This is a genomic window from Arachnia propionica, assembly GCF_900637725.1.
GTDB lineage: Bacteria > Actinomycetota > Actinomycetes > Propionibacteriales > Propionibacteriaceae > Arachnia > Arachnia propionica.
In genome coordinates this window covers 2,972,642-2,987,791 of sequence record NZ_LR134406.1, presented here as the reverse complement: position 1 = coordinate 2,987,791, position 15,150 = coordinate 2,972,642, and the positions used below count along the sequence as shown (strand labels likewise).

Here is a 15,150-nt window from a genome sequence, read left to right as displayed (position 1 = left end):
CGGGGCATGCCGTGGGCAGGTGTAGGTGCGCAGCCCCAGGCGTATCATGCGTTTTCCCTGGAAAGACGCAGGATGATGTCCGCCAGTTTGGAAACCAAAGGCGGAGTGACACAGGAGAAATGGTCGCCAGGTACCGCATGCTCGTGCAGTTCACCGATGGTTGCCTGACGCCAATAGCTGACTCGCTGCTCGACGACTCCCGGGATGTAGGAGTTGTCCTGGTCGGAGACCACCAGGTGAATATCGGTCAGCAGAGTTGGCGGGGGTGATTCTGAAGCCGCGTAGTTGTGGGAGAACAGGTCGTGCTGGGCATGGAGCAGCTCTTCGTCGACATCCTCCCCGGTGTTGCGCCGCTGGTTGCGGGCGTAGCTGGCGAGTCTCTCGGCATCGCTCATCGCGTAAAAGCCAAGCAGTCGCTCCGCGGTGGCACCGAGGGCCGGATCGGATGGGCCGATGGTCGCCAGGGTCGCCGGTATGTCCAGTTGTCCGGACGCGGAGGCCGCCGTCATAACCGCCCCCAGCGACATCAGATCGGACAGCTCCAGGCCCAGGTTGGTGATCGGCATGCCAACCACCGACAGGAAGAAGATCTCTCGTAGCAGCTCGTCGGAACCAACCATCGTCAACGGGGTTGCATTGATGATCACCGGGGCGAGTGTTTCGACACCGAGGTCGCCCAGAGCGCCTGAGATGTGCCCCGCCAGGAAACCACCGATTGAATGTCCGATCACCTGTACCCGTGACGGAGACAGGTCGGCCACCAGAGGAGCCACCGTTTGGGCTAGTTCACTGAAGGCCGTCTCTTGTGGCAGCGACAGATACCAGGCCGGGTCGGTGAGTTCCACTCCCACCACCTGGCCAGCGATTCGCAATTTCGTGGCCAGTGCCTCCAGGTATCCGGAACTACCCAGCGCTCCCGGGGCCAGCACGCGCAGCAGCGTACCCTCACCCTCCGCCTGGGGGAGCAGCCTCACCCCGTGCTCGACGTCGACCGGCAGTGTGACCGCGGGGCTGGCGGGGGAGTCGATGCCAGTTCCCGAGTCCTGCAGGAAGGAGTCCAGGCCGGCGGGACGCGGGTCGTCCATCAGGGCGCGCAGGATCACGTCGAAACTGAACCCGGCCGCTTGCGGCAGCTGTTTCCGGACCGCGGTGACCAGCTGCGCCATCACCATCGAATCAGCTCCGTGCGCGAACAGATTGTCGCCCGCGGCCAGCTCGGGACGGTGCAGCACCACCCGGCAGATCTCCAGGCAAAGTGAGTCCTCGTCCGCGACGACTGCGACTTCCGGTGCGGTTCCGTTGGCGAGTTCCACCAACCCGGCCCGGTCCACCTTGCCGTTCGGCGTCAGGGGCAACTCGGACCGGACGGCGACGGTGGCGGGTATCCACCCCGGGGGTAGTTGCTCGGCCAGGACCTGCCGCACCTGCTTCACCAGCTCCTCGGTGTCCAAGGTGTCGAAGACCGCCACGTGTCCGGTGCTACCCCCGCCCAGCGGCACGACGACGCATGCTCCGGCGTTGGCCAATGCCTTGTCGTCGCCGCCGAGGACGACGACCCAGGCGTTGCTGGCCAGATGGTTCAGTTCAGCGGCCACGACCTCGGGTGGGATGCCGGCCCCGACGATCACCATGTTCGACGAGTCGTGTGCGGCGATCTCCGCTCCCGGAGCCCAGCCATGGCTGATCAGCCGCATGTCGCCGACCACCTGATGGGCGGTGTCGTCGGAGAACAGGTGGTATTGAAAGTCGAAACCGTGAATCACCGGGATTACGGTTGGGGCCACCGGCTCGCCGGAGGCGAACTCGACAATGTTCAGGGTGTGGCGCTCGTGCCGCGACAGCCAGGCTGCCAGCCGATGGGTGAGAGCCGCTACCAGACGTGCGTCGTGGGCCGTGGTCCCTGGGGCTCCCTGCTTGGCAGCCGTCCGTTCCGCGACGGCCAGCGCTGAGTCGAGGTACGTCGCCAGCTCGGAACATTCTCCGTTGTCGGTGGGGGTGACGAACAAAGCGATCTGCCGGTCCCGGGGGATTTGGGGGTCGGGGGAGTGAGCGACCGCGACTGCCTGGGCCACACCTTCACAGCCCAGAGCCGTCGATTCGATCTCACCCAGTTCGATGCGATGACCACGCACCTTCACCTGGGTATCGAGGCGACCCAGGAATTCGATCTCCCCCTCCGGCAACCAGCGCCCGCGGTCGCCGGTGAGGTACCAGCGGGTCCCGGCCCGTTCCACGAAACGGGCGGTAGTCGACTCCGGGTCGTTCTCGTAGCAGCGGGCCAGCGAACCACCTGCTATGACGATGTCCCCCGCCACCAGATCGGGGCGGGAGCGCCCATCGGCGTCGACCACGTCCATTGCCTGACCGGACAACGCCACGCCGTAGGGAACCGAGGAACGGTTCTCGTCCCCCGGGGCCACGACATGGAAGTTCGACCAGATACCGGCCTCGGTGGCACCTCCCAGGGCGACTACCGTCATCGACGGGTTGTGTTCCCACAGCCGGGACCCGAGGTTGACCGGGACCCAGTCGCCGGAGACCAGGACCAGCCGCAAACCGGCCAAGGCCCCCGGGGCAGCGGCGTCGCAGACCATCGAGGCCTGGGCGGGGGCCGAGTTCCAGAGGGTGACGCCGTGGGCCGACACCAGATCGGCCCACACACTCGGGTCGGTGTAGTCCGAGGGAGCTGGGATGACCAACGAGCCGCCGAAGGCGAGAACCCCGAAGATGTCGAACACCGAGAGATCGAAACCCAGCGACGAGACCATCAGCCCACGATCCTCGTCACCGACGTTCCAGCGGTTCCGGACGTCCACGATGGTGTTCAAGGCGGCACGGTGGGTCATCACGACCCCCTTCGGGTCGCCAGTGGAACCCGAGGTGAAGATCACGTAGGCATCCGCATCCGGATCATTCGCGACACGGACCTGCGCCGGATCACCGGCCTGCGGGATGGTTTCCAGGACGTCAGCATCCAGCACCACCCGGGCCCCGCAGCTGGCGATCACACGTTCCCGGCGGGCCCGTGGATGGGAGACGTCCACGGGAACGTAACAGCCACCGGCGGCCACGACGCCGAGGACAGCGGCCACTTGCCCGGCCCCGCGTGGCAGACAGATGACCACCCGATCGCCTGTGGAAATTCCCTGCCCTGACAGCCAGGCGGCGATGTCGAGAGCGCGGTGCGCGAGTTCGGAGAAGCTGTGTTCACCATCGCCGTCAATGATCGCCACTCGCTGCGGGAAAGTGCTGGCGGTTGTGAAGAACGCGGTGTGCAGGCAGTCGTTCGGCCATTCGGTCGTCGCGGGGACACGCCGCCGGGCTGCCAGCTGTTTCTCGGAGACGTCGATGGCATCTGCAGCACCATCCAACCAGTTGGTGAAACACCCGAACATGGTGGCGAGCACATCGGCGTCAATGGTGCCTTCGCGGACGTCCCAGTTGACACACAGCCGCGAGTTCAGCACCGAGACCTGACAGTCGATGAACACCTGCGGGGTCTGGGTGATGCCGCCGGTGATCCGCCATGCCTGTGCGGTCTTCTCGGTGATTCGCGACGGGTCGATGGCCGCCGTGAAAACGTAGGGAAAGAACCTCTGCACCCCGCCGGTGCGGCGGTTCAGGTCACGCATCACGGAAACACCGGAATGGGTGCGGTGATCCAGCACATCGGCCAGCCCGGATGAGATCTGGCGGGTCAGGTCGTCGGTGTCCGAAATCTTGACCGGCACCAGACCCGTCGAGGTGAAATCGCCGATCAGGGAGCCGATGCGCGGGTGCACGTCCTGCCGGTCGAGGAGGGTCGCGACCAGGGCGAACTCGCGGTTCTGCGACCAGGTGCCCAACACTTTCGCGTAACCGCTCATCGCGAGGGCCGCGGGCGAGACCCCGGCCGCCCGGGCGCGGTCGAGGAAGGCGATGGTGGCCTCCGGGCTGAGCGCGTGGGCGTACCGTGTGAACGTCGCCGGGGCATCGGCGCGTGAAGGGACCAGCGGCAGCTCTGGCGGCTCCGGGGCGGCCCCCAACCGTTCGCTCCAGAACCTGCGGTCGGCCTGGACACGGTGATCGGACTCATCCAACGAGGTGGCCATGACGTAGTCGCGGAAAGTAGGGCCGGGCTCGCCGAGATCGGTCTCGGGGTGGGCGTGCAGTGCCGCGAGCTGGTCGATCAACAGGGTGATACCGGTCCAGTCCGCCATCAGGAAGTCGACCGAGACGTGCAGGCGGTCATCGGATGCCGTGGCCCCGCGGCTGATGCCCAATCGCAGCAGCGGAGGGTTCTCCGCATCCAGCACCTCGTGGGAGAACTCCGCGATCAGCGCAGGAAGTCCCGTCGCATCCACCTCCACGACCGGGGGACGGGTGATCTCGGAAACCGGATGGACCTGCTGGAAACCCGCGGTGTGGAAGCTGGTGCGCAGAGCGCCGTGACGGGCGATCAACAGGTCCAGGGCCCGCTCCAACCGGACGCGATCAATCGGCCCCATGTCCACCTCCAGGTAGGCGTGGCAGGCGACTCCACCGGTCTGGTAAGTGCTGGAGCGTCCCAGCAGGTAAGCGGCCTGGATGTCGGTGAGGGCGAAAGGCGCGTACTGGTTCGCGGGGTCCTCGGTCAGGGTGTTGCCCTCCTGCAAGGCGGCAATCACGGCATCCCGGTTGGCCCGGATGGCCTCCCGGAGCTCGCCGGTCAACGTTCCGGTGGGCGCACGGAACTTCAAAGCACCTCGTTCGACCCACAGCATGATCCCGGCATTGCGGGCGGTGGCTATCAGCTGGGTCGCGGTCTCCGACATGTCTGGAACTCCTTTGATGGCATTGGTTTCGCCGAGGCGGGGCACCACCCCTGAGCATTAGGCGAGCCTAACCTAAAACTTGTATGCTTCCGGAGCTGGGCCAGAATCCCGTGTCCGAGGTGCATCGTGGACCATCACGAGGATGAGCTGGTAGGGCTTGCGACGAGGAAAGATAGTGAGCGGTGGTGCTGTGAAGTCGGATGCTGTAGGGGCCACGATTCGTGAAGCGGTACGGGCGATGCTGGCCGAACGGCTCGATGCCGATCCCGACGAGATCGAGTGGGACGACGAACTGACGATGCTCGGCGTGGATTCGATCTCCCTCATGGCGGTGCTCGAGTGGCACCTGGCACGCACCGGGATTCGCATCCCCTTCACCGACGCCGTCTCCACCCGAACCATCGGTTCGTTGGGTGACCTGTTGGAGAGCAGCGCCGAGGACCGGCAAGGCCCGCAAGCGACGAAACCGGTGGAACTACCTGACGTGGATCCAGGCCGACCCTTCGGGCTTTCCGTGATGTCCCAGGCATACTGGGCCGGGCAGCATCTCGACGAGGGGGCGACACCGATCGTCGCCCACTTCTACCACGAGTTCGACGGGGGCCCGGTGGACGTCGAACGCATGGAGCGGGCCTGTCGGCTGCTCTACGAACGCAACCCGATGCTGCGTGCGGTGGTTACCGCCGAGGGTACCCAGTACGTGCGCGACCTGGGGCAGTGGCGCCTTCCGGTCGAGGATCTGCGTGAACTCGACGCTGCGGCCGTCGAGGAGAGATTGCTGGAGATCCGTGAGGAACGCGCCCAGTCGAACATGCGCCCTGAACGGGGCGAGGTCTTCGAGATAGGGCTGGCCCTGCTGCCGGGGGCCCGTAGCCGCACCTTCGTCAAGCTCTACATGGGTGTCGCCGACGCGATGAGCTTCAAGATGGCCCTCGAACAGCTGGCCGCGAACTACCGGGACCCGGAGGCCCCATGGCATGAGCCCGGCATCAGCTACGCCCAGTACGTCACGGTCACCGCCGAACCGGATGCCTCGCACGAGGCCGACCGCGCCTGGTGGGCGTCCCGCCTCGACTCGGTCAACCCGGCACCCGAGTTTCCCCCGGGCCGGCAGGACGGACACGTCCATTCGCGACGCCTGGCCCACCAGTTCACTCCCGAGCAGTGGCGCGACCTGCAGGAGGTGGCTGCCTCGCTGGGGGTCACCCCGACGGTGCTGGTGCTGACCGTCTTCGGTGAAACCCTGGGAGCATGGTCCACCACCAAGGATTTTGTGGTGAACATGCCGGTTTTCCGTCGCGCCGACCTGCACCCTGATGTTCCCCGCCTGGTCGGTGACTTCACCGGATCGCTGCTGGTGAACCTGTCCACGGGTGGTGCAGCGGGCCTGTCCGAGAAGGTACGGGACAACTCCGAACGGGTCGCGGAGGCACTGGCCCATTCCCGCTACTCCGGCGTCGAGGTGCTTCGCGACCTGAACCGTGGCACACCGGAGCGTCGCACCGCTCCGGTCGTGTTCACCTCCGCCCTGGGGATCGGCGAGCTGTTCTCCGCGGACTTCATCGAGATCTTCGGCCCACCCTCGTGGGTTGTCTCCCAGGGGCCGACGGTCCTCGTCGACTGCCAGATCTCGGTTCTCGGCGGACGGCTCTGTGTCAACTGGGATGTCCGCGAGGGTGTCGTTGACGACACCGTGGTCGATGCGATGTTCACGTCCTTCGTCGAGTCCTTGGGTGCTGTTGCGGAAGGTGGAGCGAGTGCCGGTCCCGTCAGGGTCCCCGAGACTCAGCTGAAGGTGCGCGCGGCGCGCAGGGAGGCCTGGCTGGCCACCGCCAGGAAACTGGGTTCTCTTCCCGCGCAAGGACGTGGTGCCGAACTGGGCTGCCTGCACACCGGTTTCTTCGCGACGGCTTCCACCGACCCTGATCGTGTCGCGGTGATCGATGCCACCGGTGAACACACGTTCGGTGAGATCGCCTCCGCGGCCGCGGGGCTGGCCGACTGGCTCCGCACGAAGGGCATCGGACCGGGAGAGCGCGTCGTGGTGTGCTGCCACCGTGGGGTCGAGCAGGTCATCGCCTGCGTCGGGGTGCTTGCGGCAGGTGGTTGTTACGTCCCGGTCGACGTCAACCACCCCGAGGCCCGCCGTGGCGTGGTCGTGAACGTCTGTGGTGCCCGCTGGGTGATCTGCAGGAATGGTTCTGCCGGTGATGGCGGCTGGTGTGGTCCGGAACGTCTGGTGGATCTCGCCGACGTTCCCGTAGAGCAGGACTGGAAGCCCGAGAGCATTGCAGACGACCCCGATTGCGACGCCTACGTCATCTTCACCTCCGGGTCCACCGGGGAACCGAAGGGCGTCGTGATGACCCACCGAGGCGCCATGACCACCATCGATGATGTCGCGGCGAGGTGGGGGACAGGGGCCGGAGACCGTGGCCTGATGGTTTCCTCGCTGGGTTTCGACCTGTCGGTTTTCGACCTGTTCGGGGTGATGGGTCGCGGCGGATCCCTGGTCATCCCGCCACCCGCCACATACGCCGACCCGGGTGTGTGGGTCGAGCTGGTCATCAGGCACGGGGTGAACCTGTGGAACTCGGCGCCGGCACAGGCGTCGATGCTTCTCGACACCTGCGGACCGGGCGAACTCGCCGGCCTGCGTTTCGTCCTGGTCTCCGGTGACTGGGTTCCCGTCGACCTCGGGGTGCGGCTGTGGGAGCACAACCCGCGAATGACCGTCGTCGCGGGCGGCGGCGCCACCGAGGCCGGGATCTGGTCGAACTGCCATGTGCTGGCCCCCGGCGACGAGGACGGTGCCTCCATTCCTTACGGCATCGCCCTGTCGGGCCAGGACATGGACGTCGTAGACACCCATCTGAACCCCTGCCCCGACCTGGTGGCGGGCGACATCGTCATCGCCGGTGATGCCCTGGCGAGAGGATACGAGAACGATCCCGAACTGACCGCGAGGAAATTCATCACCGACCCGAGGGGGCGCCGGATCTATCTGACCGGTGACCGTGGACGCTGGTTGCCGAACGGTGAGATCGAGTTCCTGGGCCGGTTGGACACCCAGGTGAAGATCCACGGGCACCGGATCGAACTGACCGACGTCGAACACGCCATCGCATCCCATCCAGAGGTGGCCAAGGCCGTCGTGGTCGCATCGGAGGGCATGGACAGGGCCATGTACGGCGCGGTCGTCCCCGTGCCCGGCGCCGATCCGGGCATCGACGAACTGATCGCCTGGCAGGCGGATCGGATTCCGTGGCCCTGCTCCTTCCTGAGCCTCCTGGACGAATTTCCGCTGACCAGAAACGGCAAGGTGGACCGCAAGGCCCTGCTGAGTCTCCTGCTGGCAGCGCACCAGACCGACGACGAGACCTCCGGAACCCAAACGGGTGACCTCGATCCCGTCGCCCGGCAGGTCGCGGACTTCTGGCAGGAACAGCTCGGGGTCCCGGTGCGCGGCGGGAACGATGACTTCTTCCTGCTCGGTGGGGATTCGCTGATCGCGTCGCGCGTGATCTCGAGGATGCGTCGAGCAGGCTGGCAGGCGAGCCTGGCGACGGTTTTCACCAACCCGCGGCTCGCTGATTTCGCAGCCGGTTGCACGCCACCCACCGAACCCGTGGCCACCGGTCCCGCGCTGACCCACGACGACGAAAACGCGTTGGAGCCCTTCGACCTGACCGAGGTGCAGCGGGCCTACCTGGTGGGCCGGGACCCCGGGCTGGTCCTGGGGGGTGTGGACTGCATCTTCTACCGCGAGTACCGAGTCGAATCGGTTGATGAGAACCGGCTCGGTGCGGCCGTCGACGCCGTCGTCGCGCGGCACCCGATGCTGCGCGCCATCGTCGAGGACGAACGCCAGCGGGTGTTGCCTCAGGTACCTTCGTACCGGGTGATCCGTGCCGGCGGTCAGGCCGCTGAGCGGATGAGGGCCGAACTGGCCGCCCGTCGATTCGAGCCCAGCAGCTGGCCTCCGTTCGACATCCGGGTGCTCGATCTCGACGGGGCGACTCGTGTCTGCGTCGCCACCAACTCGCTGATCCTCGACGCCGCGTCGGTGCTCAACCTCCAGCGCGAAATCGACACGATCCACGCCGGTGAGCAACTGCCACATCCACCGGAGATCGACTTCCGCGACTACGTCACCGGACACCTGAGCGATGCCGCAGGCCGAGCCGCCGAGCTGAGCGCCGCCCGGCGGCACTGGGCCGGCAGGGTAGAGGAACTGCCCGCTTCCCCCGCCTTGCCGCTGGCCCGTGAACCCGAGGAGATCGGGGTGCCGGTCTTCGAACGCGAGTTCATCGAGATCGACGCATCCACCTGGTCTGCCATAACCAGGGCCTGCCGGAACCATCAGGTGACTCCCTCCGCGCTGGTGTTGGCGAGCTTCTGTGAGACCTTGCGGATCTTCAGTGGGCAGGACGGCGTTTCGGTGACCGTCACGGTCTTCGACCGCCCGGCCGTCCACCCCGACATCGAACAGGTGATGGGGGATTTCACATCGCTGCTGGTTTCCGGGTATCGCGTCGCCGAGACCGAGCCGTGGGCAACCCGCGTCAGGCGGGTCTCGGAGAACCTCGCGGAGGATCTCGAACATGTCGGGCTGGGCATGGCGGCGATCTCGCGGCTGGCCCGGGACGCCGGTGGCGAAACCGGTTTCCCGGTGGTCTTCACCTCGGCCCTCGGCGTCGAGCAGAGTTTCGGCGGGGACGGCGGTCTGTTCCGTGAATGCACGGGTGGGATGTCAGCGACCGGTCAGGTCTGGCTCGACCACCAGGTCAGCGACGACGGCCACGGCGGGGTGCGGATCAACTGGGACCACGTGAAGGGCCTGTTCCCACCCGGATTCATCGCCTCGGCGATCACCCATCAGCGGCGCCTGCTCGACTTCGCGGCCACCGGTGACTGGAACCAAACCCCGGTTCCCGGGGTCACGGAGACCGAACGTGCCGCTCGTGCGAGTCACCTGAGGCCTCGGGTGGGGACCCCGCGCACCCTGCACGCCCCCTTCGTCGAGCTGGCCACGGCCCAGCCCGACGCCATCGCGATGATCGGCGCCGACGGCAGCGAATGGACGCGGGGACGGCTCCTCGATGGGGCTCTGCGCGTCGCCTCTTGGCTGCGCACCCGGAACATGGAGCTGCGGGAGCAGGTCATGGTCTCGCTGAGTGATCCGGCCCAGCGGGTGGTAGCGATCCTCGGGGTGTTGCTCGCCGGCGGCAGCTACGTCCCGGTTGGTGTCGACCACCCGGAGGGGCGCATCGCCTCGATCAGGAACCAAACCGGCCTGCGACTGGTCCTCGACGACGCCTGGGCCAGCACATGGAACCCCGGGGACAACCCCCCGCAAACCGGTGTCGATGACGGACCGGCGGTCCCGACGGACATCGCCTACACGATCTTCACCTCCGGCTCCACGGGTGAACCGAAGGGTGTCATGCTGTCGCACGCCCAGGCGGCGGCAACCATCGACGCCGTCATCGACCGCTGGAGCCCTGAAGGTGGTTGGCGCGGCATAGGGGTTTCGGCTATCGACTTCGACCTCTCCGTTTTCGACCTGTTCGGGACCTTGGGGTCGGGAGGGCTGCTGGTCCTCGTCGATGACGAACACCGCCGCGATGCCCAGCATTGGGCGGCGATGATCGCTGAACACCAGCTCAACTACTGGAACACCGTTCCCACCCTGCTGGAGATGCTGCTGGTCTCGGCCACCCTGGGTGAGCTTGATTCCCTGCGCTCGGTGATCGTCTCCGGCGATCGTGTCCCGCTGAACCTCGACCAGCGCCTCAGAGACGCGGCCCCGCGGGCCACTCTGGTGGCGATGGGGGGCGCGACCGAGGCGGCTATCTGGTCCAACTGGTTCGAACCGGCCAGCGCGAGCGAGTGGCGGGATCAGGTTCCGGGCTGGGCAGGGGTGCCCTACGGTTACCCGCTGGCGGGGCAGGCGTTCGACGTGCTCACACCCGCCGGGGTCTCCTGCCCGGACTGGGTGATCGGTGAACTCACCATCTCCGGCTGTGGTGTTGCCGAGGGATACATCGGTGAGGACCAGGGCGGTTTCTTCACCACCGACGACGGGCGCCGGCTCTACCGCACCGGAGATCTTGGACGTTTCAGGCCCGGCGGTTTGCTGGAGATCCTCGGGCGCAGCGACGATCAGATCAAGGTCCGCGGCCACCGGATCACCACCGGGGAGATCGAGGTCAATGCGGAGGCCCTGGCCGGGGTGGACCGTGCCGCCGCCGGTGTCGTGCAGGGCAGCGACGGGGCCGTCCTGGCCCTGGCCGCGACCCTGCACCATGCGCCGATCCAGCCCGGGCCGCTCCCGGTCCCGGGCGAGGTCACGGCCCCCGGCCACGGACCCAGCCAGGAGCAGAGGCTGAAAAGAATCGCAGGTATCCTCACCGAGGTCATAGCGGGCGTTCGCGACCCCGCCGCGACGCAGGTCGTCGAACTCTGGCGGGCCTGGCTGGCACGGAATCCCGTGGCCGCGGCACCCTCCGGCCCTGACGTCGCTGTCGTCGATCTGCTGACCGGAATCCTGAACCGGCACCGTCCGGTGGCCGACCTAGTGGAGAACCCGGCCACCGATGTTGCCAGGCAGATCTTCGACCAGCCCGACTCCGCTGCCGCCGTCGCGTGGTTGCTCGAACGCGCCAGAACCATCCCTGCCGCACGCGTCGGATGGTGGACCTCCACCGCCGTCGCGGCCCGGCTCGCGGAAGCACTCGGCGCAGAGCTGACCGGGGATGCCCTGATACCGACCGGCGAGGTTCCCTGCTGGGTCGGGGGCGGATTCGACCTGGTGCTCGCCCCGCTCAGCATGCACACCTTCCCCGACCCGGCACGTGCGTTGCGACGCGCCCGCGCGGCTCTGGCGCCCGGTGGCCTGCTGATCGCGGTGGAAATCGAATCACTGGCGCCCGAGGCCATGCTCTCGGCGGTGATCCTTTCCGACGGATTTGGCCACGACCCGGCCCGGCTCTCCGACCCCGCCAGGGGAAACTGCCACACGGTGGCCGAATGGGCTGACCTGGCTGCGCTCGTCGGCCTGGAACTCGTCGAACACGTGATGGTCTCCGACACGCCGGTACGGGGTTTCGTCCTGCACCGCCCGGAAGGCGTCGCGGACCTCGACGCCGCCCGGATCCGGTACCAGCTGTCCGAACGACTTCCCGGTCCCCTGGTTCCGCGAGTCTGCGAGATCATCGACAACCTACCGACCACCCGTAACGGAAAGGTCGACCGGGGCACCGCCATGGCCGCCCTCCCCACGGGGCGGAACGAACCGGACACCGTTGGGCAACCTCCGCTGCCCGGTCTCGAGGAACTGGTTGCGTCCTGCTGGCGTGACCTGCTGGGTGCCACGAAGATCTGTCGCGAGGACTCGCTGTTCGACCATGGCGGTGACTCGCTGTCGGCGGCCCGGCTGGTCGGTGAACTGGAGTTGCGCGTCGGGGTGCGGCTCTCGCTGAGGAAGATCCTGGAGACCCCGTCGGTCGCCGGAATCGCGGCGGCCCTGACGGCCGCTGGATGCCCGGAGGGAGTGGATGACGTCGAGGAGGGCGAGCTGTGAAAATCGCAGTCCTGGGTTCGTCGGGTGAAATCGGTGGCAAGGTCGTCGAGGAGCTGTTGTCCGACGGAGTCGATGTGCGGCGCGGCCTGCGGACCGGTGCAGGAGCCCCTCATTTCGACATCAGCGACCGAACCGGTGCGACTCGGCTCATCGCCTGGGCCGACGTCGTCGTTGATGCCACCCCGTCCTGGGTGTGCAACCCGGTCGTCACAAGAGCCCTGGAACACGTTCCGGTGGTCAGCACCGGACACGTGGCGATCGCCGGTCAGGCCCTGCACGTCAGCTGCGCGGGTGCCCTGCCGGGTGTGTTGACCGGGGTTCCGCTGTTGCTTCCCCGGCGTGATCGGAAGGTGGTTTCCCGCACGATGATCTCGGCCCCCCTGTCGCGTTCGGCGGCTCGGGACATGCTTCAGGGAGCCCGCCGTGGACCGGGTGCCGTAATCCGGCGCGACGTCCGGATGCCGTTGCTCGACGCCGAGGTCGACCTGGTCGGTTACGCAGATACCGACACCGCATTGATCGACGGACGATTTGCCCACCCCGTCGAGTGGTGGAGTGCCTGGGCCGGACGCAGATTTCGCGACGCTCTGTTCTCCGCCGTCGGCATGGACCCCGATCAGGCCGCTTCGGTGCTCTCGGCGGCCGCCGGAAACGGGGTGGTTCCCGGATGCGAGGTTCTTGCCCACGCCACGGACGGCATTGATGAAGTCGGTGTTCGGGTCGCATCGATGACAACGCTGTGCGCTGCCATGGCGGTCAGCTGTGTGAAGGTCTTGGGCGGTTTGGGAACCGCAGGGATGACGGCGCTGCCCCAGCAACTGACTGCCTTGGACCTGCTGCTGCGCACCGGAACCGCCGTCGGGCAGGTCATTGAAACAGCGGGGGGCGTCATCACCCGCGCCCCGGACGAAGAGGGGGAATTGTGATCGGGGTGTTGGTGGCCGGATCCACCTTCGGGGCGGTCCACGCGTATGCCGTGAAGAACACCGACGGGATGGAACTGCTCGGGCTGCTGGGATCCGGCAGCTCCAGGACGCTGGCGCTGGCTGCCGGACACGGTGTCGTAGCGCACTCCCGGCCCTTCCCTGCCCCGGGTCCCGGGGCCGTGGCCTCGGTGGTCCTGCGGTCCACTGCCTTGGGCGGCAACGCGGTCCCGCTGGCCCTGGAGCTCTTGTCCCAGGGCTGGAACGTGCTGGTCGAGCAGCCGATCCGCGCCGACGAGATCAAACAGTTGGCGGGCCAAGCGATGCGTGCGGGGGTTGCGTTCCGGGTCGGTAATCTGTATCTCAACCTGCCGCCCGTGGCGCGCTGCCTGAGGGTGATGGAGCGACTCCGTCTCACGCACCGGGTCAAGCAGGTTCGTGTGCTGACCTCAACCCAAACCTTGTTGGTGGGGGCGGCCGTGCTGAGGAGGTTGTGCGGGCAGGCGGCTCCGAGAGTGGAGGCCAGGCAGTCGTGCAACGGCATCACCACATGTCTGGGCAGTACCGGCGGGGTCGGCTTTTGTTTGCAGGTCCACAACGAGCACGACCCCGCTGATCGGGACAACGGTGGGCTGGGGTTGGTCAGCGCCGAGGTGATCACCGACGCCGGTGGTTTGGTTCTTGGCGATGCCGCCGGACCGTTGACCTGGGTGCCGCGAGTGAGCATGGGAAATCGTGACGTTCTCGGTATGCCCACGGCCGAGGCGTGTGATGTGCCGCGTGGTGAATTGCTGTGTCCCCACGAACCGAGGGTGTTCGCGGAATGGATTCGTGTTGACTGGTGCCGGGCGGTAGCCGAGGACATCAGGGCATGCGCCGCTGACGGTGCGGCCGGTGGCGTGAACCGGCATCACGTGGGCCAAGCCGTTGCAGACGCCACGTGGTGGACCCTGCTGTCCCGGGAGATCGGCCTACCCGAGACCGTCAATGGGAATGTTTCCCCTGTGGATGCGGCTTGGTTCGCTGCCCTCGGAGATGATTGATACTCGGGAAAGCGCTGGTCGTCGCCTGCTGCCATCTTGACAGGTCAGGCCGGGGCGCCCTCCAGGATGGCGCGGCTGGCGGACAACCCCAGGCGGGTGGCCCCCGCGGCGACCATCTCCTGGGCGGTGGCCCAGTCGCGGATGCCACCGGAGGCCTTGACCCCGAGGCGGCCATCGACGGTCGCCGCCATCAGCGCGACGGCGTGGGTGCTGGCGCCACCCGCCGGGTGGAAACCCGTCGAGGTCTTCACGAAGTCGGCGCCCGCCTCCTCAGCGGCCTGACAGGCGGTGACGATCTCCTCGTCGGTCAGGGCGGCGGATTCGATGATGACTTTCAGCAGCCCGGTGGTGGCTTCGCGGACGGCGGTGATCTCCTCGACCACCCGGTGTGCTTCACCGGCCTTCAGGTAGCCGATGTTGATGACCATGTCGATCTCGTCGGCGCCCAGCCGCGACGACTCCGCCGCCTCGGCGGCCTTCGTCACCGGGGTGTGGTTGCCGGACGGGAAACCGCACACCGTCGCCACCTTCAACGAGACGAGGTCGTCGGTCAGCGGCAGCATCGACGGCGAGACGCACACCGAGAAGACGCCCAGTTCCCTGGCCTCCGCGACCAGCGCGGAGACCTGCGCCGGGGTGGCGTCGGTTCGCAGGAGGGTGTGGTCGATCATGCGCGCCAGCGCGTCCCGGGAAATCTCCATGCGTCGAGGGTAGCCGGTCGCGGCCGAATCGCCGGACAGCCCCGCGTCCGCCACCCCGCCCGGCGGAAACGCTTGCCTTGTGGTCGTGTGCTTGCGCTGTAGCGC

The 15,150-nt window shown here is 67.1% G+C and carries 5 protein-coding genes; 3 read left to right on the top strand and 2 right to left on the bottom strand.

All coding sequences use genetic code 11. The features are described from left to right. Positions 1 to 44: 44 nt before the first annotated feature. A complete protein-coding gene (locus EL272_RS13335) occupies positions 45 to 4,793 on the bottom strand; it encodes a non-ribosomal peptide synthetase (protein ID WP_061787654.1) in 4,749 nt (1,582 codons plus the stop codon). Between the two features lie 175 nt (positions 4,794 to 4,968). Between EL272_RS13335 and EL272_RS13330 the strand changes: the two genes are divergently transcribed. From EL272_RS13330 to EL272_RS13320, 3 genes are read left to right on the top strand one after another with little or no spacing between them, the layout of a single operon-like run. Continuing rightward, the gene (locus EL272_RS13330) at positions 4,969 to 12,378 is read left to right on the top strand and encodes a non-ribosomal peptide synthetase (protein WP_126409483.1); all 7,410 of its coding nucleotides are present in this window, start codon (positions 4,969 to 4,971) and stop codon (positions 12,376 to 12,378) included. After that, on the top strand, positions 12,375 to 13,304 hold the full coding sequence (locus EL272_RS13325; protein ID WP_061787656.1) for an SDR family oxidoreductase: 930 nt from the start codon (positions 12,375 to 12,377) through the stop codon (positions 13,302 to 13,304). Before EL272_RS13330 ends, EL272_RS13325 begins: the two co-directional genes overlap by 4 nt. Next, positions 13,301 to 14,344 (top strand): Gfo/Idh/MocA family oxidoreductase, encoded by a 1,044-nt coding sequence (locus tag EL272_RS13320; RefSeq protein ID WP_061787657.1) that lies wholly within the window; start codon positions 13,301 to 13,303, stop codon positions 14,342 to 14,344. Before EL272_RS13325 ends, EL272_RS13320 begins: the two co-directional genes overlap by 4 nt. 44 nt (positions 14,345 to 14,388) lie before the next feature. Here EL272_RS13320 and deoC read toward each other — a convergent pair whose 3' ends face one another. Further along, positions 14,389 to 15,045, bottom strand: a complete 657-nt coding sequence (gene deoC / locus EL272_RS13315; RefSeq protein WP_061787723.1) for a deoxyribose-phosphate aldolase — start codon at positions 15,043 to 15,045, stop codon at positions 14,389 to 14,391. Positions 15,046 to 15,150: the final 105 nt, after the last annotated feature.

Bases quoted from the DNA above. Each gene is read 5' to 3' on its own strand.
- EL272_RS13335 (WP_061787654.1), bottom strand. From the start codon at position 4,793: ATGTCGGAGACCGCGACCCAGCTGATAGCCACCGCCCGCAATGCCGGG.
- deoC (WP_061787723.1), bottom strand. From the start codon at position 15,045: ATGGAGATTTCCCGGGACGCGCTGGCGCGCATGATCGACCACACCCTC.